This is a genomic window from Burkholderia sp. IO2 (assembly GCF_029522185.1).
Lineage (GTDB): Bacteria > Pseudomonadota > Gammaproteobacteria > Burkholderiales > Burkholderiaceae > Burkholderia > Burkholderia cenocepacia.
In genome coordinates, this window is the sequence record NZ_JAKWFH010000055.1 from 28179 (window position 1) to 49488 (window position 21310).

Annotated in this window: 17 protein-coding genes; 13 read left to right on the top strand and 4 right to left on the bottom strand. The window is 68.4% G+C overall.

Going from position 1 to position 21310, the window contains the following annotated elements:
* Window positions 1–26: 26 nt before the first annotated feature.
* Window positions 27–902, bottom strand: coding sequence for a LysR substrate-binding domain-containing protein (locus tag MMB92_RS28115; protein WP_277563083.1), 876 nt, complete (start codon window positions 900–902; stop codon window positions 27–29).
* A 51-nt stretch (window positions 903–953) separates the two neighbouring features.
* On the opposite strand from MMB92_RS28115, the gene MMB92_RS28120 reads away from it, so the two are divergent.
* The 6 genes from MMB92_RS28120 to MMB92_RS28145 all read left to right on the top strand — a co-directional run bounded on the left by MMB92_RS28120 (window position 954) and on the right by MMB92_RS28145 (window position 5380).
* Window positions 954–1232, top strand: a complete 279-nt coding sequence (locus MMB92_RS28120) for a hypothetical protein (RefSeq protein ID WP_058903203.1) — start codon at window positions 954–956, stop codon at window positions 1230–1232.
* 197 nt (window positions 1233–1429) lie between these two features.
* Complete coding sequence (locus MMB92_RS28125; protein ID WP_277563084.1) at window positions 1430–2512, top strand: serine hydrolase; 1083 nt, start codon at window positions 1430–1432, stop codon at window positions 2510–2512.
* A gap of 44 nt (window positions 2513–2556) precedes the next feature.
* Window positions 2557–2790, top strand: a complete 234-nt coding sequence (locus tag MMB92_RS28130; protein WP_006481634.1) for a hypothetical protein — start codon at window positions 2557–2559, stop codon at window positions 2788–2790.
* A 73-nt stretch (window positions 2791–2863) separates the two neighbouring features.
* A complete protein-coding gene (locus tag MMB92_RS28135; RefSeq protein WP_277563085.1) occupies window positions 2864–3325 on the top strand; it encodes a MarR family transcriptional regulator in 462 nt (153 codons plus the stop codon).
* A gap of 67 nt (window positions 3326–3392) precedes the next feature.
* On the top strand, window positions 3393–3956 hold the full coding sequence (locus tag MMB92_RS28140; protein WP_006481616.1) for an isochorismatase family protein: 564 nt from the start codon (window positions 3393–3395) through the stop codon (window positions 3954–3956).
* Window positions 3953–5380: a DHA2 family efflux MFS transporter permease subunit gene (locus MMB92_RS28145; RefSeq protein ID WP_277563086.1), complete on the top strand. Its 1428-nt coding sequence runs from the start codon at window positions 3953–3955 to the stop codon at window positions 5378–5380. The genes MMB92_RS28140 and MMB92_RS28145 overlap by 4 nt, the downstream gene beginning before the upstream one ends.
* A gap of 162 nt (window positions 5381–5542) precedes the next feature.
* Here MMB92_RS28145 and MMB92_RS28150 read toward each other — a convergent pair whose 3' ends face one another.
* Complete coding sequence (locus MMB92_RS28150; protein WP_277563087.1) at window positions 5543–7261, bottom strand: SulP family inorganic anion transporter; 1719 nt, start codon at window positions 7259–7261, stop codon at window positions 5543–5545.
* Between the two features lie 452 nt (window positions 7262–7713).
* Here MMB92_RS28150 and MMB92_RS28155 point away from each other — a divergent pair, with 452 nt between their 5' ends.
* Window positions 7714–8955, top strand: coding sequence for a mechanosensitive ion channel family protein (locus MMB92_RS28155; RefSeq protein WP_069351897.1), 1242 nt, complete (start codon window positions 7714–7716; stop codon window positions 8953–8955).
* 37 nt (window positions 8956–8992) lie between these two features.
* Here the strand turns inward: MMB92_RS28155 and MMB92_RS28160 are convergent, their stop codons facing one another.
* Window positions 8993–10414, bottom strand: coding sequence for a PLP-dependent aminotransferase family protein (locus MMB92_RS28160; protein WP_058903210.1), 1422 nt, complete (start codon window positions 10412–10414; stop codon window positions 8993–8995).
* Between the two features lie 152 nt (window positions 10415–10566).
* Here MMB92_RS28160 and MMB92_RS28165 point away from each other — a divergent pair, with 152 nt between their 5' ends.
* A complete protein-coding gene (locus tag MMB92_RS28165; RefSeq protein ID WP_277563088.1) occupies window positions 10567–12891 on the top strand; it encodes an FdhF/YdeP family oxidoreductase in 2325 nt (774 codons plus the stop codon).
* A 12-nt stretch (window positions 12892–12903) separates the two neighbouring features.
* On the top strand, window positions 12904–13824 hold the full coding sequence (locus MMB92_RS28170; protein WP_062885600.1) for a bestrophin family ion channel: 921 nt from the start codon (window positions 12904–12906) through the stop codon (window positions 13822–13824).
* On the opposite strand, the gene MMB92_RS28175 is transcribed toward MMB92_RS28170, so the two are convergent.
* Window positions 13817–15865 (bottom strand): FUSC family protein, encoded by a 2049-nt coding sequence (locus MMB92_RS28175; protein WP_277563089.1) that lies wholly within the window; start codon window positions 15863–15865, stop codon window positions 13817–13819. The genes MMB92_RS28170 and MMB92_RS28175 overlap by 8 nt on opposite strands.
* A 155-nt stretch (window positions 15866–16020) precedes the next feature.
* On the opposite strand from MMB92_RS28175, the gene MMB92_RS28180 reads away from it, so the two are divergent.
* The 4 genes from MMB92_RS28180 (at window position 16021) to MMB92_RS28195 (ending at window position 21224) form a co-directional block, all read left to right on the top strand.
* Complete coding sequence (locus MMB92_RS28180) at window positions 16021–16923, top strand: LysR family transcriptional regulator (RefSeq protein ID WP_277563090.1); 903 nt, start codon at window positions 16021–16023, stop codon at window positions 16921–16923.
* Between the two features lie 404 nt (window positions 16924–17327).
* Window positions 17328–18887 (top strand): DHA2 family efflux MFS transporter permease subunit, encoded by a 1560-nt coding sequence (locus MMB92_RS28185; protein WP_077021180.1) that lies wholly within the window; start codon window positions 17328–17330, stop codon window positions 18885–18887.
* A 287-nt stretch (window positions 18888–19174) separates the two neighbouring features.
* A complete protein-coding gene (locus MMB92_RS28190) occupies window positions 19175–19507 on the top strand; it encodes a hypothetical protein (protein WP_006483835.1) in 333 nt (110 codons plus the stop codon).
* Window positions 19508–19634: 127 nt separating this feature from the next.
* Window positions 19635–21224: an ABC transporter substrate-binding protein gene (locus tag MMB92_RS28195; protein WP_048988045.1), complete on the top strand. Its 1590-nt coding sequence runs from the start codon at window positions 19635–19637 to the stop codon at window positions 21222–21224.
* The last annotated feature ends 86 nt before the right edge of the window (window positions 21225–21310 follow it).

A 21310-nucleotide genomic window follows, 5' to 3' on the forward strand; every position in this document is an offset into this window, starting at 1 on the left:
AGCGATCGCGGACACTATACGCCGCGTCACGCCCCCTTGAGCGCCGCGCGCATGAACGACACGAAACGCGTGGTGACGGGATCGTCGCGATCGGACCGCCACGCGAGCCCCACGCGCCACTTCGCGTCCCGGCCGTCGAGCGGCAGCACCGTCGCGTCGCGCAACAGGTACTGCGCGCTCGACGGGATGAACGCGACACCACCGCCGGCCGCGACCGACGTCAGCACCGATTGCACGTCCTCCGCCTGCTGCATCACCTGCGGCACGAAGCGCCGCGCGACGCACCATCGGTCGATCTGCGCGGCCAGCCCGGGACCACGCGCACGCTGCAGCGCGATGAAGCCGATCTCGTTGAGCACGTCGAGGTCGGCCGGCACGCGCTTGAAGCCGAGATGCGGCGGTACCGCGAGCGCGAGCGCTTCGTCGATCACCTTGAACGACGACAAGCCTTCGTCGGAAGGCAGGCGCAGAAAACCGGCGTCGAGCTTGCCGGTGCGCAGCCGGCGCGTCTGCTCGGACGACGACAGGTCGCTCAGCGTCACCGCGATACCCGGATTGCAACGGCGGAATTCGGCGATCAGTTTCGGCACGAGCGTCAGCACGGACAGGCAGATGCCGAGCCGCAAATGCCCGCGCTGCCCGCTGGTCGCTTCCCGCGCACGCGCCAGGATTTCGTCGGCATCGCGCACGAGCGCCTGCGCGTCGGGCAGGAAGCGTTCGCCGAACGGCGTCAGCTCCGCGCCATGCCGGCCGCGCTCGAACAGCTTGCCGCCGAGGCTCGCCTCGAGCGCGCCGATCTGCTTGCTGAGCGCAGGCTGACTCATGTGCAGCGCATCGGCCGCACGGCTGAAATGGCACAGCTCGGTGACCGTCAGGAATGTGCGCAGCAGTTTCAGTTCCATTCTTTAACGGAATCGTAACGATCGAAATATTCATTTTACCGATCGAATGCAATGGCGTTCAATACGGACATGCCCTTTCCGGAATTCACGTTCATGTCCCTCGATCCAGCGGCCGACTGCGTGGCCGAGCCGTCATGCGATGTCGCGGATGCCAACACCTGCGCAGTGGCCGCCGAGACCCGCGCACCGAAGCGTCGTGCCGAGCGCACGGACGGGCGCAGCCGCCGCTTTCGCTTCGGCGATGCCCTGGAAGACGCGCCGCCACGCGCGGTGACCGGTTCGATCGCGATCAGTTTTGCGGTCGTGTCGCGGCGGAACTGGCCGCGCTGAACCGCATGGCTGCGCGCCTTTCACCCCACACCCACCGCGGCCCGACAGCGCGAAAACGACCGAAATCCTCCCGTATCACGCGTCAATGCGCGTCATCCCATCGTCATCGCCCCGCGATCGACCGTATAATTTCCCGCACCCGCTGACCGCCCACGCATTCCGCGCAGCCGCATCGCGCGTGAAAAGGAGACTTTCGCTTGACCGGCCTCATCGCGCGCCTGCCTCGCGCCCGGACCACCCTGATCCTCGCCCTGTCGTTCCTGCTGCTCGCGTTCGCCGCGAATGCGTCCGCGCAACGCGTACAACCGCATCGCGCCGCCCATGTGCAACCGCATGCCCATACGAAGGCCGTCAAGAAGAAACCCCATCGCAAGAAAAAGGCCGTCAAGCATCGTCGCTCGCGCGTGACGCATCAGGCGGCCAAACGCCACGCGGCGCCCGCGCCGCAGCAGCGGCGCGCGAAACGCACGGCCGCCGTGCGGCCGCGCCCGCCCGCGAAACCGAAGCTGCTCGCCAATTGCGGCTATACGCCGCGCGCGGTCGGTTCGCTGCATTCGCGCGCGGCCTACGTGCTCGACGTCGATTCCGGCACCCCGCTGCTGGCCCGCAACGCGCGTACCGTCCGGCCGATCGCATCGATCTCGAAACTGATGACGGCCGTCGTCGCGCGCGACGCCGATCGTCCGCTGAACGGCGTGCTGCGCGTGACCGCGCGCGATCGCGACACGATCAAGTTCACCGGTTCGCGGCTGCAGGTGGGCTCGGAACTGTCGCGCCGCGAGATGTTCCATATCGCGCTGATGTCGTCGGAGAATCGCGCGGCCGCCGCGTTGAGCCGCGACTATCCGGGCGGGCGCGTCGCGTTCGTCAAGGCGATGAACCGCGAAGCACGTCGGCTCGGCATGCGGCATACGCACTTCCGCGAGCCCACCGGCCTGTCGCCGCACAACGTATCGACCGCGGAAGATCTCGCGCGGCTCGTCGGCGCGGCCGCGCAGGATCCGTTGATCCGCTATTTCTCGACCGATCTGTCGACCACCGTGCGCCCCGGCGACGGCGAACTCGTGTACGTGAATTCCGACCCGCTCGTGCGCTACCGCCGCCTGCCGATCCGGCTGCAGAAAACCGGCTTCATCAACGAATCGGGGCACGGCGTCGTGATGCGCATGCGCGTGAAAGGCCGCCGCGAAACGGTCGTGCTGCTCGGTGCGCCGACGCGCGCCGGCGTATCGAGCGACGCCATCCGGATCCATCGCTGGCTGTCCTGTTCGATCCGGTAAACACACGCAGGCAGCCGGCGCATTCACGCCAGGGGAGCGACGCCATGCAGGACGAATACCGCTTCAACGCATTCGGTCGGCTGCTCGCCGTCGTGCGCATGGACGGCCGCTGGGCCGTGTTCGATCTCGGCGCCGAAGGCAAGCGACGCCCGGCCAATCTGCAGATTCCGTCCGCGCTCGCCGCGGACGAACTCGGCCAGTATCTCGGCGATCTGCTGCACGAAAATGCGACCCCGCGCTACAGCGAAGTCGTACCGGTCGCGCATCGGCGTACGTAATCGCGTGCCGGACGGCGTCGCCAAGCGGCGATCAATTCGACAGTTAAACTTGCAAGTTTAACTGTCTTATTCTATGATTCGCCGCATGAACCCGCCACGCAAACCCGGCATTTCCGCCGACGCCGACGCCGTCGCCGCCGACCTGACCCTCGCGGTCGGCCAGCTCATCCGCCGGCTGCGCTCCGAGATCGATTCCGAAGGGCTGGGCATGTCCCAGACGAGCGCACTCGCACGGCTTCACCGGCACGGGCCGATGACGACTGCCGATCTCGCGCGCGCCGAAGCGATGAAGCCGCAGTCGATGAAGGCGATCCTCGTGAGCCTCGAGGAAGACGCGCTCGTCGAGCGCGAACCGCATCCGACCGACGGCCGTCAGATCCTGTTCAAACTCACCGCCGCCGGCCTCGACGCACGACACAAGCGCAACGCCGCGAAAAACAAGTGGCTCGGCGCCGCGATCGAGAAGCTCGATCCGCACGACATCGACACGCTCGCCGCCGCCATCCCGCTGATCCGCCGCATCGGCGAGCAATGAACCCGGCCGGCGCGCGACGCGGCATGCGCGCGCACGGCTTTCCCCGCCCTGTCCCCGGAGCCCCATCATGAGCGCAACCCGTCTCGACACGAACACGGCGCTGGTCGTCATCGACCTGCAGAAAGGCATCGTCGCCCTCCCCACCGCGCACCCGGTCGCACCGGTGATCGCCCGCACCCGCGAACTGCTCGACGCGTTCCGCAGTCGCGGCCTGCCGGTCGTGCTGGTCAACGTCGCGGGCGGCGCACCGGGCCGCACCGAGCAAGCGCCACGCACGGCGCAGCTTCCGGCCGACTGGACCGAACTCGTGCCCGAGCTGAACCGCCAGCCGACCGACCACGTCGTGACGAAGCAGACCTGGGGCGCTTTCACCGGCACCGGTCTCGACGCGCACCTGAAGGCAGCCGGCGTCACGCAGATCGTGCTGACCGGCGTCGCGACCAGCATCGGCGTCGAATCGACCGCGCGGCAGGCGCACGAACTCGGCTACAACGTGACGCTCGCCGTCGACGCGATGACCGACCTGAACGCGGACGCGCACGTCAACAGCGTCGAGCGGCTGTTCCCGCGTCTCGGCGAAACGGGCACGACGCAGGACATCGTCGCGCTGCTCGACCGGCGCGGCGCGTGAGCGACAAGCGCATCCGGCCGGCGCCGGGCCACGCGGCCGGCCGGCTCGATCCATCGATCTGGAAAGTCGGCGCGGTCGCGACGCTCGGCTCGCTGCTGTCGCAACTCGATGCGACGATCGTCAACGTGTCGCTGTCGAGCCTCGCGACCGACCTGCATGCCAGCCTGTCGACGATCCAGTGGGTGACAAGCGGCTACCTGCTCGCGCTGACGCTGGTGCTGCCGCTGAACGGCTGGCTCGTCGACCGCATCGGTGCGAAGGCGCTGTATCTGTGGTGTTTCTCGGCGTTCACGCTCACGTCGGCGCTGTGCGGGCTCGCGTGGTCCGCGCCGTCGCTGATCGCGTTTCGCGTGTTGCAAGGCGTCAGCGGCGGCCTGCTCGCGCCGATGGCGCAGATGATGATCGCGCGCGTCGCCGGCCAGCAGATGGCGCGCGCAATCGGCTACGCGGCGGTGCCGGTACTGCTCGCGCCGATCCTCGGCCCGGTCGTGGCCGGCGCGATCCTGCAGCACACGTCGTGGCGCTGGCTGTTTCTGGTGAACCTGCCCGTCGGCGCGCTCGCGCTCGCACTGGCCGCGCGGTTCCTGCCCGGCGACCGAGACGATGCGCCGCGGCGCGAACTCGACTGGCTCGGCCTCGCGTTGCTGTCGCCGGCGCTCGTGCTGTTCCTCTACGGCGTCGAGCGGATCGGCTCGACGCTCGGCATCGCGGCGGTCGCAAGCTCGGCGCTGCTGCTCATCGCGTTCCTGCGCTTCGAGCGCCGCCAGCGCGAACGTGCGCTGATCGACCTCGCGCTGTTTCGCTCGCGCGTATTCGGCGCGGCAGCGAGCACGCAATTCCTGTCGAACGGCGCGATGTATGCAGGCCAGATGCTGATTCCCGTGTTCCTGATCCAGGCGTGCGCGCGCTCGCCGGGAGAGATGGGCTGGCTGCTCGCGCCGCTCGGGCTCGGCATGCTCGTCACCTATCCGTCGATGGGCGCGCTGACGAACCGGTTCGGCGTGCGTCGGCTGGCCGCCGCCGGGGCATTGCTCGCACTCGTCGCCACGCTGCCGTTCGTCTTCATCGCGCTGACCGGGTACGATCCGCTCGTGCTCGTACCGGCGCTGTTTCTGCGCGGCATGGGCCAGAGCGCGATCGGCGCGCCGTCGATCGCCGCCGCGTATGCGTCGGTCGAGCGCCGCAACCTGCCGATGGCGACCACGTCGCTCAATATCGTGCAGCGGCTCGGCGGCCCGACGTTCACGACGCTGTGCACGCTGTTCCTCGCATGGCGGCTGCAGGCCGAATCGGCGACGGCCGGCGGCACGCAGGCCGTCGCGTATGCGTGGGCGTTCGGCCTGCTGTGCGCGCTGCATGCGGCGAGTTTCGTGACGACGCTGCGGCTGCCGTTGCGATCGGCCGGTGCAGGCGCAGGCGACTGACCTCGATATCCTGCCGGCCGGCGGCGGCCTGCCCGTCTGCCGAATTTCTCGATCAACCTGCATGTGCCGCGCGGCCAGCACACGCCGGCCGTGACGGAACTGGCCCGCTGCCTGCGCAACGGTTTCGCGCGCCTGCGCGCGCTCGCGTAGCGCCGCATCGCGCTACACCGTGCCCGGCTCCTGCGGCGCGGGTGTCGTACCGGCCACCTCCAGCGCCTGATGCAGCGTGGCAAAGATGCACGTCGCGCCGACCACCTCGGTGATCCCGTGACGATCCATGTCCGCGCGCAGATAACGGTTCACGCGCCCGAACAGCACGCCGATCCCGCGCGCATGCAGCGACCTGACGAGATCGGTCAAGGTCCGCGCGGCCGAATAGTCGACGTCGGTGATCGCGCCCGCATCGACGACGAACCAGCGCGGCGGCACCGGCGCCGCCTCGACGAGTTCGGTCACTTCGGCAGCGAACAGGTGATCGTTCGCGAAGAACAGGTCGGCGCCGAACCGGTAGACGATCAATCCGGGCGCCGTCATCGCGCCGCGCCGGGTCGGCACCGGCTGCCACCGGCCGTTGCCGCCGACGGGTTCGAGCACCATCGTATGCGGCTGGTAGCTGTGGCGCACGTGCCGCATCAGCGACAGCGCGACGGCCAGCAGGATGCCCTGCTCGACGCCGACCGTCACGACGGCCGCGGCCGTGATCAGCGCGAGCGTGAATTCGCCGGGGCTTTCCTCGCGGATCGCCGCGAGACTGCGCACGTTGATCAGCCCGAGCGCGATCGTGAACACGATGCCGGCCAGCACCGCATGCGGCAGATACTGCAAATACGGACTGAAGAACAGCAGCACGACGGCGACGACGACGGCGAACGCGAGATGCCCGATCTGGCTGCGCACGCCCGCGCCGTCGGCCATCGCCGTTTGCGTCGGGCTGCCGTTGACGACGAACGCACCGCCGAGCGCCGCCGCCGCGTTCGCGGCCGCGAGCCCGAGGATGTCGGCGTTGGTGTCGACGTCCTCGCCGTACTGCTGCGCGAATACGCGCGCGGCGGCCGCGCTCTGCGCGATGACCATCACGAAGCACGAAGCGGCAACCGGCACGAGATCGAGAAACTGCTGCCACGTGACGGACGGCCAGCGCAGCGGCGGCAGCCCGCCCGCCACGGGCCCCAGCACCGCGATGCCGTGCGCGGCGAAGCCGAACGCAGCGCTCGCGGCGATGCTGCCCACGACCGCGATCATCGGCATCGGCACGCGCGGCAAGAACCGCTTGCACGCGAGAATCGCGACGACGACGAGCGCCGCGAGCGCGAGCGTCGGCCGGTGCGTGTGAGCCAGGTGCGTGACGACGTAGTCGAGTTGCGCGAGGCTGCGCGACGCCGGGTACGGCACGGACAGGCCGAGCATGTCGCCGAGCATCGCGATCGACACCTGCACGCCGACGCCGGCGAGAAAACCGACCAGCACCGTGCGCGACAGGAAATCGGCGAGAAAGCCGAGCTTGAAGATGCGCGCGAGCAGCAGCATCGCGGCGGTCAGCAACGCGACCATGCCAGCCAGCGCCGCATAGTCGGCGCTGCCGGCCGGCGCCATCGACGACAGCCGGCTCGCGAAAATCGTCGCGGTCGCGGAGTCGGCGGCGACCACGAGATGGCGCGACGCGCCGAAGCACGCGAATGCAACGAGCGGCAGGAACACCGTGTAGAGCCCGGTGACGGCCGGCATGCCGGCGATGCGCGCGTAGCCGAGCACCTGCGGGATATCCATCGACGCGAGCGAAATGCCCGCGACGATGTCGCGTATCGCCGCCGCGCGGCGGATCGGAAGGAGGCCTTTCAGCAACCGCACGCGTGACGGACGGCTTTCGTTGGAATCTGGCATGCGTGAAATGCGTGAGGTCGAAATGACGAGGCCGCGAACGGGTGCGCGACGGTGTCGCGTGTCGCTCACCGTCGCCGGACCGGCCGCGCACCAACGCGAACGACGCACCGACGACGCGTGTGACGTCCGCATGATTGCATGGATCGGCTATCGCGCGCATCGAAGCGCAACAGCCGGCCGTCGCGGCTTCCGGACGATCGCGCCCCGTGAACGACACGTCCGGCGCCCTGCTCGCACACCGGCTTGCGGTGACGTCGATTCGCCGCTCGTCTTCACCTTGATAGAGAGGATACCTGCACAAAGGTGAGCCGATTCGGGAGCCGATCGCCCGCCTTCGCGGCACGCCTCCGGAACCCGATGGCACAATCACGGTCCCTTTCATGTGCCCTTCACCGGGCGCGCGCCGCGTCGCGGCGCCGATTCAACGCACAAGAAGGCCCCAGTCTGCTCCTATGACCCTGAACGAATCCTGGTTGACGCCGCTCGTCGGCATCCTCGTCCTGCTCGCCGCCGCCGGCGCGATCACCGCCGTCGTGCATTTCCTGCTGTTTCGCGTGGTCGCGCGACTCGCGCGGCTGTCCGCCACGCGCGTCGACGACGCGTTGTTCGAATTCGGCGCCTTCAAATGGCTGAACCGCATCGTGCCGTTCGTCGTGATCAAGCTCGGGCTCGGCGCGGTGCCCGGCATTCCGGGCCTGGCCGCGCAGGTCGCCGACAAGGTGCTGTTCGCGCTGATCGTGTTCCTCGTGACGATGACCATCAGCGCGACGCTGTCCGCGCTCGAACACACGCACCGCACGTCCCGGCGCGACCAGCCGCGCCTGTCGCTGAAAGGCGCGATGCAGCTCGTCAAGCTCGTAATGTTCATCACGGCCGCGCTCGTCGTGATCGGTGATGCGACCGGCAAGCAGATCGGCCTGCTGCTGTCCGGCATCGGCGCGATGTCGGCGGTGCTGATGCTGATCTTCAAGGACACGCTGCTCGGCCTCGTCGCCGGCGTGCAGCTGTCGTCGAACGACATGCTGCGGATCGGCGACTGGATCACGATGCCGTCGGCCGGCGCGGACGGCACGGTGATCGACATCACGCTGAACACCGTCAAGGTCGCGAACTTCGATCACACGATCATCACGGTGCCGACGTGGAAGCTGATCACCGAGAGCTACCAGAACTGGCGCGGGATGACCGAGGCGGGCGGCCGCCGCATCAAGCGCGCGCTGTTCATCGATGCGACGAGCGTGCGCTTTCTGTCGAACGACGAGATCGAACGTCTCGAACGCCTGACGCTGCTGAAGGACTACCTCGAAGACAAGGTCGATGCGATCGCGCAATGGAACGGCACGCTGGGTGCGGCCGGCGACTGCCCGGCGAACCGCCGCCAGCTGACCAATCTCGGCACGTTCCGCGCATACGTCGCGAACTACCTGAAGGGCCATCCGCGCATCCGCCGCGACATGACGAACATGGCGCGGCAACTGCCGCTCACGGCCGAAGGCATTCCGCTCGAACTGTACTGTTTCACCGATACGACGACGTGGGTCGACTACGAGACCATCCAGGCCGACCTGTTCGACCACCTGATCGCGGTGCTGCCGGAGTTCGGGCTGCGCGTCTACCAGCATCCGTCGGGCTTCGACATGCGGCAGATGGTCGACACCGCGCAAGCCGGGCTACAGGAGCCACGCGCGGCCTGATACCGGCGCCCGGCGGCCGGCCGCCGGGCGGCCGCGCTCACCGCGCCGCGCACTCCGACGCGAGCCGCCCCAGCACCTTCAGCGCGTCCTCGATCTGCCGCGACCACGGGTAGCTGTAATTGAGCCGGATGAAATGCCGGTAATCGGTGCCGGCCGAGAACATGTGTCCGGGCCCGACCGTGATCCGCTGCGCGAGCGCCAGCGAATACAGCTTCATCGCGTCGACCTGCGGCGGCAGCTCGACCCACAGCACGTACCCGCCCTGCGGCTGCGACAGCCGCGTGCCTTCCGGGAAGAAACGCCGCACCATCGCGCTCATCAGGCTCGCCTGCTGCGCATACTGCTTGCGCATGCGCCGCAGGTGAAAGTCGTAGCCGTCGTATTTCAGGTACTCGGCGATCGCGAGTTGCTCGATCGCGGGCGTCGCGAGCGTATTCAGGAATTTCAGCTTCTCGACCTGGTCGCGGTAGCGGCCCGGCATCGCCCAGCCGATCCGGTAGCGCGGCGACAGGCTCTTCGTGAACGACGCGCAATGCAGCACCAGCCCGTCGCGATCGAACGACTTCAGCGCGCTCGGCGCCGTGTCGCCGAAGTGCAGCTCGTGATAGACGTCGCTCTCGATCGCCGGCACGCCGTGCTTCGCGAGCAGTTCGACCAGCGCGCGCTTGCGCGCATCGGGCATCTGGAAGCCGAGTGGATTCTGGAAGTTCGGCATCACCATGCACGCCGCGATGCGCTCGCTCGCGAGAATCCGCCCGAGCGCGTCGAGATCGATGCCGTCGCCCGGATGCGTCGCGACTTCCAGCGCACGCATGCCCATCCGCTCGATCGCGTGCAGCATCGCGTAGAAGGTCGGCGACTCCACCGCGATCGTGTCGCCCGGTTTCGCGACCGCCTGCAGGCACAGGTTGATCGCCTCGGTCGCGCCGATCGTCATCACGATCTCGCCGGGCTCGACCGCGACTCCACGCTCCGCATAGCGCCGCGCGATCTGGCGGATCAGCTCCTGGTTGCCGGGCGGCAGGTCGTCGATCACGCCCCAGCGCGTGCGGCGCCGCCCGATCGCCTGCGCATAGCGCGCGAGGCGCTGCACCGGAAACTGCGACGCGTCGGGATACGGCGAGCCGAGCGGCACCGCGTCGTCGCGCGCGATCGAGCGCAGCGTCGACAGCACGAGCCGGCTCACGTCCACGGCCGACGGCTCGGCGGCCGGCGCGGAGACATGCAATTCCGCCTCGGCCGGCGCCACGGCGCGCGCCCGCACGAAGTAGCCCGACTGCGGCCGGCTTTCGATCAGGCCGCGGCTTTCGAGCACGAGGTACGCGCGCAGCACGGTCGTGACGCTGAGCTGCTGCTGCCGGCTCGCCTGACGCACCGACGGAATCCGCTCGCCGGGCCGGTATACGCCCCGCTCGATCTGCGCCTGGAGATCGTCGGCCAGTTGTTCGTAACGCTTCACGCGCCTCCCTTTCAGCTTCCCTTCAGCAACACAGTTGCGATCCGCACTGTATGAATGGCCGAAACTGTACTCTTTTTTGAAGTGAACGGGTGTACACACAGCGGGACGGGTGCCGCGCGTACTCTGCACGCATCGACCCCGACACCCGCATCATGAAAAAGAAATCCGCCACCACGCGCATCGAACCGTACACCCACCCGGCCGCCGGCTGGGGCGCGCTGAAAGCCGTCACGATCAACCTGATCAAGGAAAAGGTCGCCGGCGGCAACTACCGCACGCTGCTGCGCCAGAACCAGCCGGACGGCTTCGACTGCCCGGGCTGCGCGTGGCCCGACCGCCAGCACGCGTCGACGTTCGAATTCTGCGAGAACGGCGTGAAGGCCGTGGCCGCGGAAGCGACGAGCAAGCGCGTGACGCCCGACTTCTTCGCCGCGCACACCGTGACCGAACTGCTCGAACAGTCGGATTTCGAGCTCGAACAGCACGGCCGGCTCACCGAGCCGATGGTGTACGACGCGCGGACCGACCGCTACGTGCCGATCGCATGGGACGACGCGTTCGAACTGATCGCCCGCCACCTGCGCGCGTTGCCCGACCCGAACCAGGCCGCGTTCTACACGTCCGGCCGCGCCAGCAACGAGGCCGCGTTCCTGTATCAATTGTTCGTGCGGCGGTACGGCACCAACAACTTCCCCGACTGCTCGAACATGTGCCACGAGGCGACGAGCCGCGGGCTGCCTGCGTCGGTCGGGGTCGGCAAGGGCACCGTCACGCTCGACGATTTCGAGCATGCGGACACGCTGCTGATCTTCGGCCAGAACCCCGCGACCAACCACCCGCGGATGATGGGCGAGCTGCGCGAATGCGCGAAGCGCGGCGCGACGATCGTGTCGATCAACCCGCTGAAGGAGCGCGGCCTCGAACGCTTCGCCGATCCGCAAAGCCCGCTGGAGATGCTGACGATGTCGGGCACCAGGATCGCATCGACGTTCATCCAGCCGACGCTCGGCGGCGATTTCGCGCTGATCAAGGGAATGGCCAAGCGCGTGCTCGAACTCGACGACGCCGCGCGCGCCGCCGGTGCGCCGCGCGTCATCGACACCGCGTTCATCGGCGAGCACACGGCCGGCTTCGACGCGTTCGCCGACGACCTGCGCGCCGAAAGCTGGTCCGCGCTGACGGCCGAAAGCGGCGTGCCGTACGAGCAGATCGACGCGCTCGCGCGGCTCTATGCGCGCAGCGAACGCGTGATCGCGACGTGGGGGATGGGCATCACGCAGCACAAGCATTCGGTCGCGACGGTGCAGATGCTGACCAACCTGATGCTGATGCGCGGCAACATCGGCCGCCCCGGCGCCGGCCTGTGCCCGGTGCGCGGCCATTCGAACGTGCAGGGCAACCGCACGGTCGGCATCGAGGAAAAGCCGTCGCAGGCGTTCCTCGACCGGCTCGGCCACGTGTTCGACTTCGAACCGCCGCGCCATCACGGCTACGACGTCGTCGAGACGATCGAAGCGATGCTCGACGGCCGCGTGAAGGTGCTGATCGGTCTCGGCGGCAACTTCGCGATGGCGACGCCCGACACGCCGCGCACGTGGGAAGGCATGCGCCGCTGCGAACTGTCGGTGCACATCACGACGAAGCTGAACCGCAGTCACCTGATCCACGGCCGCGACGCGCTGATCCTGCCGACGCTCGGCCGCACCGAGATCGACCTGCAGGACGACGTCGCGCAAGGCGTGACGGTCGAGGACTCGATGAGCATGGTCCACGTGTCGTACGGGATGAACAAGCCGGCTTCGCCGAACCTGATGTCGGAGCCCGCGATCGTCGCGCACATGGCGCACGCGCTGTTCGGCAGCGACACGATCGACTGGCTCGCGTACAAGGACGACTACGCGAAGATCCGCGATGCGATCGAGGCAACGCTCGACGGCTTCTACGACTACAACACGCGCATCGCGCGGCCGGGCGGCTTTCACCTGCGCGTGGCGTCGCGCGACCGCGAATGGCTCACGCCGACGGGCAAGGCGAATTTCATCGCGCACGCGCTGCCGACCGACACGCCGATCCAGCGTGCCCGCGCGCTGCACGGCGACCGGCTGATGACGCTGATGACGACGCGCTCGCACGACCAGTACAACACGACCGTCTACGGGCTCGACGACCGCTATCGCGGCGTGTTCGGCCAGCGCCGCGTGGTGTTCGTCAACCGCGACGATCTCGCGATGCTCGGCCTGAAGGCCGGCGAATGGGTCGACATGGAAACCGTGTGGCACGACGGCATCGAGCGGCGCGCGAACGGCTTCCTGCTCGTCGAGTACGACATCCCGCGCGGCTGCATCGGCGCGTACTACCCGGAAACCAACCCGCTCGTGCCGCTCGACAGCGTCGGCGACGTGTGCAACACGCCGACGTCGAAGTCGGTGCCCGTGCTGCTGCATCGCGCGGCCGCGCCGGCGTCGATCGCCGCCTGACGGAGCACGACGATGATCGTTCGTCCGCGCGAGCACTGGCTGCGGATGCTGCTCGTCTGGAACGGCTCGGTGCTGCCGACCATCCTGCCGCAACTCGTGCTGACGCTCGCGATCAGCCTCGTCGCGGTCTGGGGCGGCGGCCGCGTGCTCGGCGAGAAGGTGCCGCTGAATCCGACGCCGTTCACGCTGATCGGCCTGACGCTCGCGATCTTCGCCGGGTTTCGCAACAACGCCAGCTACGAACGCTATCGCGAGGGCCGGCAGCTGTGGGGCGGCGTGCTGACCGCCACGCGCACGCTGGTGTCGCAGGCGCTCTGCTACGGCGCGGTCGGCCGTGACGACGCATCGCGCCGCGCGTTCGTGCGCACGGTCGTCGCATTCGTCTACACGCTCAAGCATCAGCTGCGCGGCACCGATCCGGCCGCGGACCTGCGCGGGCTGCTCGACGGCGCGACTTATACGCGCGTCGCCGCTGCCCGGTTTCGTCCGGTCGTCGTCGTGCACGCGCTGCGCGAAGCGTTCGCCGCGCGCGCCGATGCGGGCCAGCTCGCCGACACGCGGCTGTGGATGCTCGATGCGCGCCTCGACGATCTCGTCGCGATGGTGAGCGGCTGCGAGCGCATCGCGTCGACGCCGATTCCGTTTTCATACGACGTGCTGCTGCACCGGACCATCTACGCATATTGCGTATTGTTGCCATTCGGCCTCGTCGATTCGATCGGCGCGGCGACACCTTTTGTAACAGTTTTCGTCGCCTATACGCTGATCGCGCTCGACGCGATCGCGCATGCGATCGCCGAACCGTTCGGCGACGGGCCGAACCATCTCGCGCTCGATGCGATGACGCGGCAGATCGAGCGCACGCTGCTCGAACTGAACCGCGAGCCGCTGCCGGCCGAGGTGACGCCCGGCCCGTCGTACCGCCTCACCTGACCGGCCGCCCCGCCCGATCGCGGCCGGCCAGGAAGTCGCCATGCTCGGCGGCCGCATCCGCGATCCGCCGCAGCAGGACCACGCCATTCAGCAACGCATGCGCGGCGTCGCCGTCGCGCGCGGCCACGCGACGGCGCAACAGGCGGGCCGCCGCGTCGCAGCTCCGTTCGAGCCGCGCGAAATCCGCCCGCGCAACGCGCTCGCGCACCGCCGCCGCCGCGCGGCGCGCGGCCGGTTCCCGCGTGGCCAGTTCAGCGAGCGCCAGCAGGCTGTCGCCGATTCCCCAGATCGCGAGCAGATCGCGCATGTCGTGCTCGATCTGCGTCTGCGGCACGCTGCCCGCGAACCCGAGCTCGCGCGCGAGCCGGTCGGCCGTGCGGCTCAGCCACGCGCTCGCCGACCACGCCCGCGGATCGCGCGCGATCCGCATCAGATCGCGGCGCACCGCGCGATGCAGGCGTCGCCGGCTCGTGCCGGGATCACCCGGAAACACCAGCGCGAACACCAGCGCGCCGAACGCGATGCCGAGCAGCGTCGCGAGCGCGCTGTTCAGGAACGCGGCGTCGCCGATGCGCGTCGTGTTGTCCGGCGACGTGAAATTCCAGAAGAAGATCGAGAACGCGCTGCCCATCGCGGCCGTGCGCGGATGGCGTATCGCCAGCCCGGTGCCGATCAGGAACACGCCGAGGATGTAGGCCAGCATCTCGAAGCCCGATACCGCAGGCAGCAGCGCGAAGTTGCAGACGACGCCCGCGACCGCCGCGCATGCCGTGCCTTTCATGAAACCGACGATCGCGCGCACCGAATTGGGGCGTGTCGAGAACAGTGCGCTCACCACCGCCGTGATCGCGACGAACCCGCCGCCCGCCGGCCACGCGGTGAAGATCCAGATCGCCGACGCGGCCAGCACCGCGATGAACGCGCGGACGCCGTTGTGACACGCGAGCACCGGATCGCGGTGGAACGCATAGCGCACGCGTGCAGGCGGCGGCACCGGCCGCTCGAGCAATGCCTGGCTCGCGAATGCGCGGTCGAAGCCGCCGAGCAGCGCCGACAGCCGGTCGAGCGTGAGCAGGCGCGACGTGTCGGTGCCGGCCGGCACGGCCGCTTCGACCCGCAGGGCGGCGTCCACCCGTGCGCGCAGCGCCGCCATCTCGTGCCCCGCGTCGCCCGACACGGCGACCCGGTCGAGCACGCCTGCCGCCTCGTCGACGAGCGGCTCCGGCGCACCGCCGGCGCGCGCCGCATGCTCGCGGATCGCCTGCCCGGCAGCCTGCGCGGCGAGCACGCCGAGCGCCGCCACGCGCAGATGGCCGATCATGTTGCGCACCGGCGGCGCGCCGGCCGCCGCGTATTCGGCCGCCGTGTCGAGTTCGAGCGCGTCCGCGAACAACCGGTGCACGGCCGCGTCGTTCGGCTCGCGGCGCAGCGCGCCCGCGCCGACCGCCACCGCGCGGTCGAGATAGCGCGCGAGCCGCGTGCGGACGTCCTTCAGCGGCGCGCCCGGTGCGAAGACCGTTTCAAACAGCGCACCGCACAGGATGCCGACCACCACGTACAGAAACCGCGCGACCGCGATATCGAACGCATGCAGCGGCGCCGATACCGCGTCCATCGCGACGATCGCGGCCGTATAGCCCGCGAGCACCGCCGCATACGCACGAAAATTCCGCTGGAACGTCGCGATGCCCGCGCACAGGCCGATCCACGCGGCAAGCGCGGGCAGGAACAATTGCGGCGTCTGCTCGAATGCGCTGGTCAGCGCGAGCGCCACGGTCGCCCCGATCGCGGTGCCGAGAATCCGGTACTGACTCTTCGACAGCCCCATCCCGCGGCTGCCCTGCGCGACGATCCACACGGTCGAGGCGGCCCAGATCGGATCGTCGAGATTCATGCGGAACGCGATATAGAGCGCGAGCAACGACGCGGCGGTATTGCGTAATGCGAAGCCGAGCGCGCCCGGCGGCAAGGTGGGCCACGCATCGCGCAGCGCGGCGCGCACGGCCGCGATCGGCGGCAGGCCGGGGACGGAAAATTTCATGCGTCGAGCATACGAGCGTGCGACGCGCGCCACTACCGGCCGAAACGGAATGCGGTATTGCAGCGCACGGAATAATCTGGACAACTGACATGAAAATGCAGTGGCAGGACCGACAACGGTAAGATGCGCGCAGGTTGAACACGTAACCAATTTGTATGGACCTCGATAGCATCCGAATCTTCTTGCGCGTAGTGGAACGCGGCAGCTTCACCGCCGCGTCCGTGGAACTCGACATGCCGCTCAGTCGCGTGAGCCGCAAGGTCAAGCACCTCGAGGACGATCTCGGCGTGCAACTGCTGTACCGGACCACACGCCGCGTGTCGGTCACCGAAGCCGGGCGCGATTACTACGATCGCTGCCTGCGCGCCGAGGACATCCTGCTCGACGCGGACCGCCAGGTCCGCACGCTTCGCACCGACCCCGAAGGCACGCTGCGCGTGCTGGTGCCCTATGCGATCGGCCTGTTCCAGCTCGAACCGGCGCTCGCCGAATTCCGCCGGCGCTACCCGCTGGTGCAGCTGGTGCTGATCTACGACAACAGTCCGCTCGACCTCGTCGAGCATGGCTTCGACGTCGCGCTGCGCGCGGGTCTGCTGAACGATTCGGGCTACGTCGCGCGCTCGCTCGGCTGGTCGCATGCGAAGCTCGCCGCGAGCCCGGCCTACCTGGATCGCACCGGCCGGCCGCGCACGCCGGACGATCTCGCGCAACACGACATCCTGTTCGTCGGCCGCGATGCGCCGGGCCTGACGCTGCGGCTCAGCAACACCGACGGCGAGCGGGCCGACGTCCCGGTGCAGCCCGTGCTGATCTCGAACGAATCGGTCACGGTATTGCGCCAGGCCACGAGCGGCGGCGGCATTGCGCTGATCTCCACGCATTTCACCGCGCGACGGCTCGCGAGGAACGAGCTCGAGATCGTGCTGCCCGACTGGCACCGTACGAACGATGTCGAGCTTCACGCGCTCTATCCGAGCCGCGCGACGCTCGACAGCAAGGTGCGGGCATTCGTCGAGTTCCTCACCGAACTGTTCGCCACCTGGCGAACCGCGCCGTAACCGCCTCGCACGGCCGGCAATCGATGCACGTCGACTACATTATTGCAGCGCAGGAAAGGAATTAATGAGCGCGCAAGCGTTGATCGTCGTTCGCCGCATGGTTAGCCTGTGGCGATGAAAAACGACCACACACGCCACGGCAGCCATGTGAGTGCTGCCCGCCGACGCGTCACGCGCGTCGCACCCTCCTGAGCGGCGATAGCCGCCCCGCGAAGCCCGCCCCGGCTTCGCCATTCCGATTCACCGATCGAACCGCACACCGCACGCGACCGCGCCGCTTGTCGGGCCGCCGTGCGGCGTGCGTGCGCCCGTTCGTTTCGCGCTTCGTCCCCGCATTGCACGTCACATCCATGCGCGGCGTACGGCGCGCGCCGTACGGCCTTCGTCCATCACGCAGGAACGCCATGCCCTCTCCCTCGTCTTCAGGCCCGCTGTCGGGCGGCCGGCTCGTCATCGGCACGATCGCGGTATCGCTGGCGATGTTCATGAACGTGCTCGATTCGTCGATCGCGAACGTCGCGATCCCGACGATCTCGGGCGACCTCGGCGTGTCGGTCGACGAAGGCACATGGGTGATCACGATCTTCGCGGCGGCGAACGCGGTGTCGATTCCGCTCACCGGCTGGCTCACGCAGCGCTTCGGCCAGGTACGCCTGTTCGTCACGTCGATCCTGCTGTTCGTGTTCGCGTCGTGGCTGTGCGGGATCGCGCCGAACCTGCCGACGCTGCTCGCCGCGCGGATCCTGCAAGGCGCGGTGGCGGGGCCGCTCGCGCCGCTGTCGCAGGCGCTGCTGCTCGGCGCGTGGCCGCGGCAGAAGTCGTCGACGGCGCTCGCGCTGTGGTCGATGACGGCGCTCGTCGGGCCGATCGCGGGGCCGTCGCTCGGCGGCTGGATCACGTACGACTACAACTGGTCGTGGATCTTCTACATCAACATTCCGGTCGGCTTCTTCGCGGCGGCCGTCACGTGGTTCGTGTTCCGCGATCGCGAATCGGCCACGCGCCGCCTGCCGATCGATACGGTCGGCCTGCTGCTGCTCGTACTGTGGGTCGCATCGCTGCAGATCATGCTCGACAAGGGCAAGGATCTCGACTGGTTCAATTCGCCCGTCGTCGTCGCGCTGGGCATCGTCGCGCTGATCGGCTTCGCGTTCTTCCTCGTGTGGGAGCTGAACGAAGCCAATCCGATCGTCGACCTGCGCCTCTTCACGCAGCGCAATTTCGCGGGCGGCACGATCGCGATCTCCGTCGCGTACGGGATGTTCTTCGGCACGCTCGTGCTGCTGCCGCAATGGATGCAGGGCTATCTCGGCTACCGCGCGGTCGATTCGGGGCTCGCCACCGCGCCGCTCGGGGTGTTCGCGATCCTGCTCACGCCGGTCATGGGGCGCCTGCTGCCGCGCACCGATCCGCGCTATATCGCGACGCTCGCATTCGTCGGCTTCGCGGTCGTGTTCATGATGCGCACCACGTTCTACACCGACGTGTCGCACTGGGATCTCGTGCTGCCGACGCTGCTGCAAGGCATTCCGATGGCGATGTTCTTCGTGCCGCTGACGTCGATCATCCTGTCCGGGCTCCCGCCGGAGAAGATTCCGGCCGCGGCCGGCCTGTCGAATTTCGGCCGCACGTTCTGCGGCGCGGTCGGGACGTCGCTGATCAGCAACGCGTGGAACGACCGCACGATCCTGCACCACGTGCGGCTCACCGAACAGGCGAGCGTCACCAATCCGGTTTTCACGCAGCAACTCGACACGACCCGTTCGCTGCTGCACCTGAGCCCCGATTCGGCGCTCGCGTTCTTCAATGCATCGGTCGATTCGCAGGCGGCCGTGATGGGCCTGAACGACATCTTCTATGTGTCGGCGATCATCTTCATCGCGATCATCCCGCTCATCTGGATCACGAAGCCGTCGCGCTCGGGCGGCGGCGATGCCGATGCGGCGGCGGCCGGCGCGCATTGACCCGCATGCGTTGCGGCGCCGCTCCGTGCACCGGCATCGCGACGACCGCGGGATCCGCCGGTAACGGCGAGCACCGAGCAAGCGCCCGTCCGGCAGCGGGCGCTCGTTGTGTATCGAATCGTTTCAACGCGCCAACGGCGTCAAATGCTGCGGGTATACTCCGTCGTCAGCCGCCCGCCGTCTCGTCGTCCGCCAAAAGCGGCCCGATTCCGGGCGGTTTCGTCGCGAAGCTTCGCGTTTCGCTACCCCGCGCCCCAGCCTCGATACGAGACACCCGACGACCGACCATGAAACGATTCCTGCTGCTCCTTCCCGCCGCCCTGCTCGCCGCCTGCGGTTCCGCGCCCTCGTCCGACTCGGCCGGCTCGGGTGCCGCGCCGATGATCTACGTGTCGTCGCAACGCCCGGCCTACGCGGTCGCGAACTGCCTCGACAGCCGCCTGTCGGGCACCGAACAATCGCAGCACAACGGCGTGACCGACATCGCCGTCGGTTCGAATTCGTACTTCGTCACGCTGACGCCGTCGGGCAACGGCTCGGTGATCAAGGTCGTGCGGGGCTCCGGCAGCGAGCCGGCCGAGGAAGCGATGCGCTTCGCGATCGCACGCTGCGCGATCTGACCACCTCCCGCGCCGGGCGCCCGCCCTGCCCGTCGCCACGCGCCAGCCGGCGCGCCCGCCGAATATTTTCATCCGGGTGCCCGTCGATGAGAGAATCGCACCACGATTCCCTTTCGATGGAGCCCGCATGAAGCACCTGCTGTCCCGGCTGTTCGTCAGCGCCGCGCTCGTCGCGCTTGTTCCGGCGCTGCCGGCGCAGGCTGCCACGCCGCCCGGCATCTTCGTCGTCGCCACGCAGCTCGGCGAATTCACGACCCTCGACCCGAGCGGGATCTACGAGCTGGTGCCGTCCGAATACGTCGCGAACACCTACGAGCGGCTGGTGCGCGTCGACCTGAAGGACCCGACGCGCTTCGACGGACAGATCGCGCAATCGTGGACGGTCGGCGCCGACGGCGTGACCTACACGTTCAAGCTGCGCCCGGGCCTCACGTTCCATTCCGGCAACCCGGTGACCGCCGACGACGTCGCGTGGTCGCTGCAGCGCACCATCCTGCTCGACAAGGGGCCGGCCGGCGTGCTCGCCGATCTCGGCCTCACGAAGGCGAACGTGACGCAAAAGGTGCGCGTGGTCGATCCGCAAACCGTCGTGCTCGAAACCGACCGCAAATACGCGCCGAGCTTCGTGCTCAACGTGCTGAGCGCATGCCCGGCCTCGGTCTTCGATAAAAAGCTGCTGCTGTCGCACCAGCAAGGCAACGATTTCGGCAGCGGCTGGCTGCGCACCAACGACGCGGGCTCGGGCCCGTACCAGCTCGTCAAGTGGACGCCGAACGAAACCATCGTGCTGCAGCGCTTCGACAAATACCGCACGCCATACCCGATGAAGCGCGTGGTGCTGCGCCACGTGCCCGAAGCGTCCGCGCAACGGCTGTTGCTGGAGAACGGCGACGCCGACGCCGCGCGCAACCTGAGCCCCGACAGCCTCGCCGCGCTGTCGAAGGCCGGCAAGATCAAGGTCGCGTCGTGGCCGGTGTCGGCCCTGCTGTACCTGAGCCTGAACACGAAGAACCCGAATCTCGCGAAGCCCGAGGTGCAGCAGGCGATGAAGTGGCTCGTCGATTACGACGGCATCCAGCGCAACGTCGTCAGTACGACCTACAAGGTGCATCAGACCTTCCTGCCCGAAGGCTTCCTCGGCGCGTCGAACGCGCGGCCGTACAAGCAGGACGTCGCGAAGGCGAAGGCGCTGCTCGCGAAGGCCGGCCTGCCGAACGGTTTCGACGTGACGATGGACATGCCGAACGACTATCCGTACCTCGAGATCGCGCAGGCGCTGCAGGCGAACTTCGCGCAGGGCGGCATCCGCGTGAAGCTGATCCCGGGCGACGCGAAGCAGGCGATCGGCAAGTACCGCGCGCGCCAACACGACATCTTCATCGGCGAATGGTCGCCCGACTACATGGACCCGAACAGCAACGCGCGCGGTTTCGCGTGGAATCCGGACAACTCGGACCAGTCGCCGACCAAGATGCTCGCGTGGCGCAACAGCTGGAACATTCCGCAACTGACGAAGGACACCGAAGCCGCGCTCGTCGAGCCGTCGCCCGCGAAACGCGCGCAGCGTTACGAAGCGCTGCAGAAGGCCGTGCTCGCGAACTCGCCGTTCATCATCATGTTCGAAAAGGTCGTGCAGGTCGCCACGCGCCCCGGCGCGACCGGACCGGAAATCGGGCCGATCAACGACCTCGTGTCGTACCGGACGCTCGCGAAGTAATCGCAGCCGCCCGCGCGCGGCCACGCCGCCGCGCGGGCCAACGCCGCGGGCCGCCGAGCCGGCGCGGGGCCTGCGCCGGGCCGTGC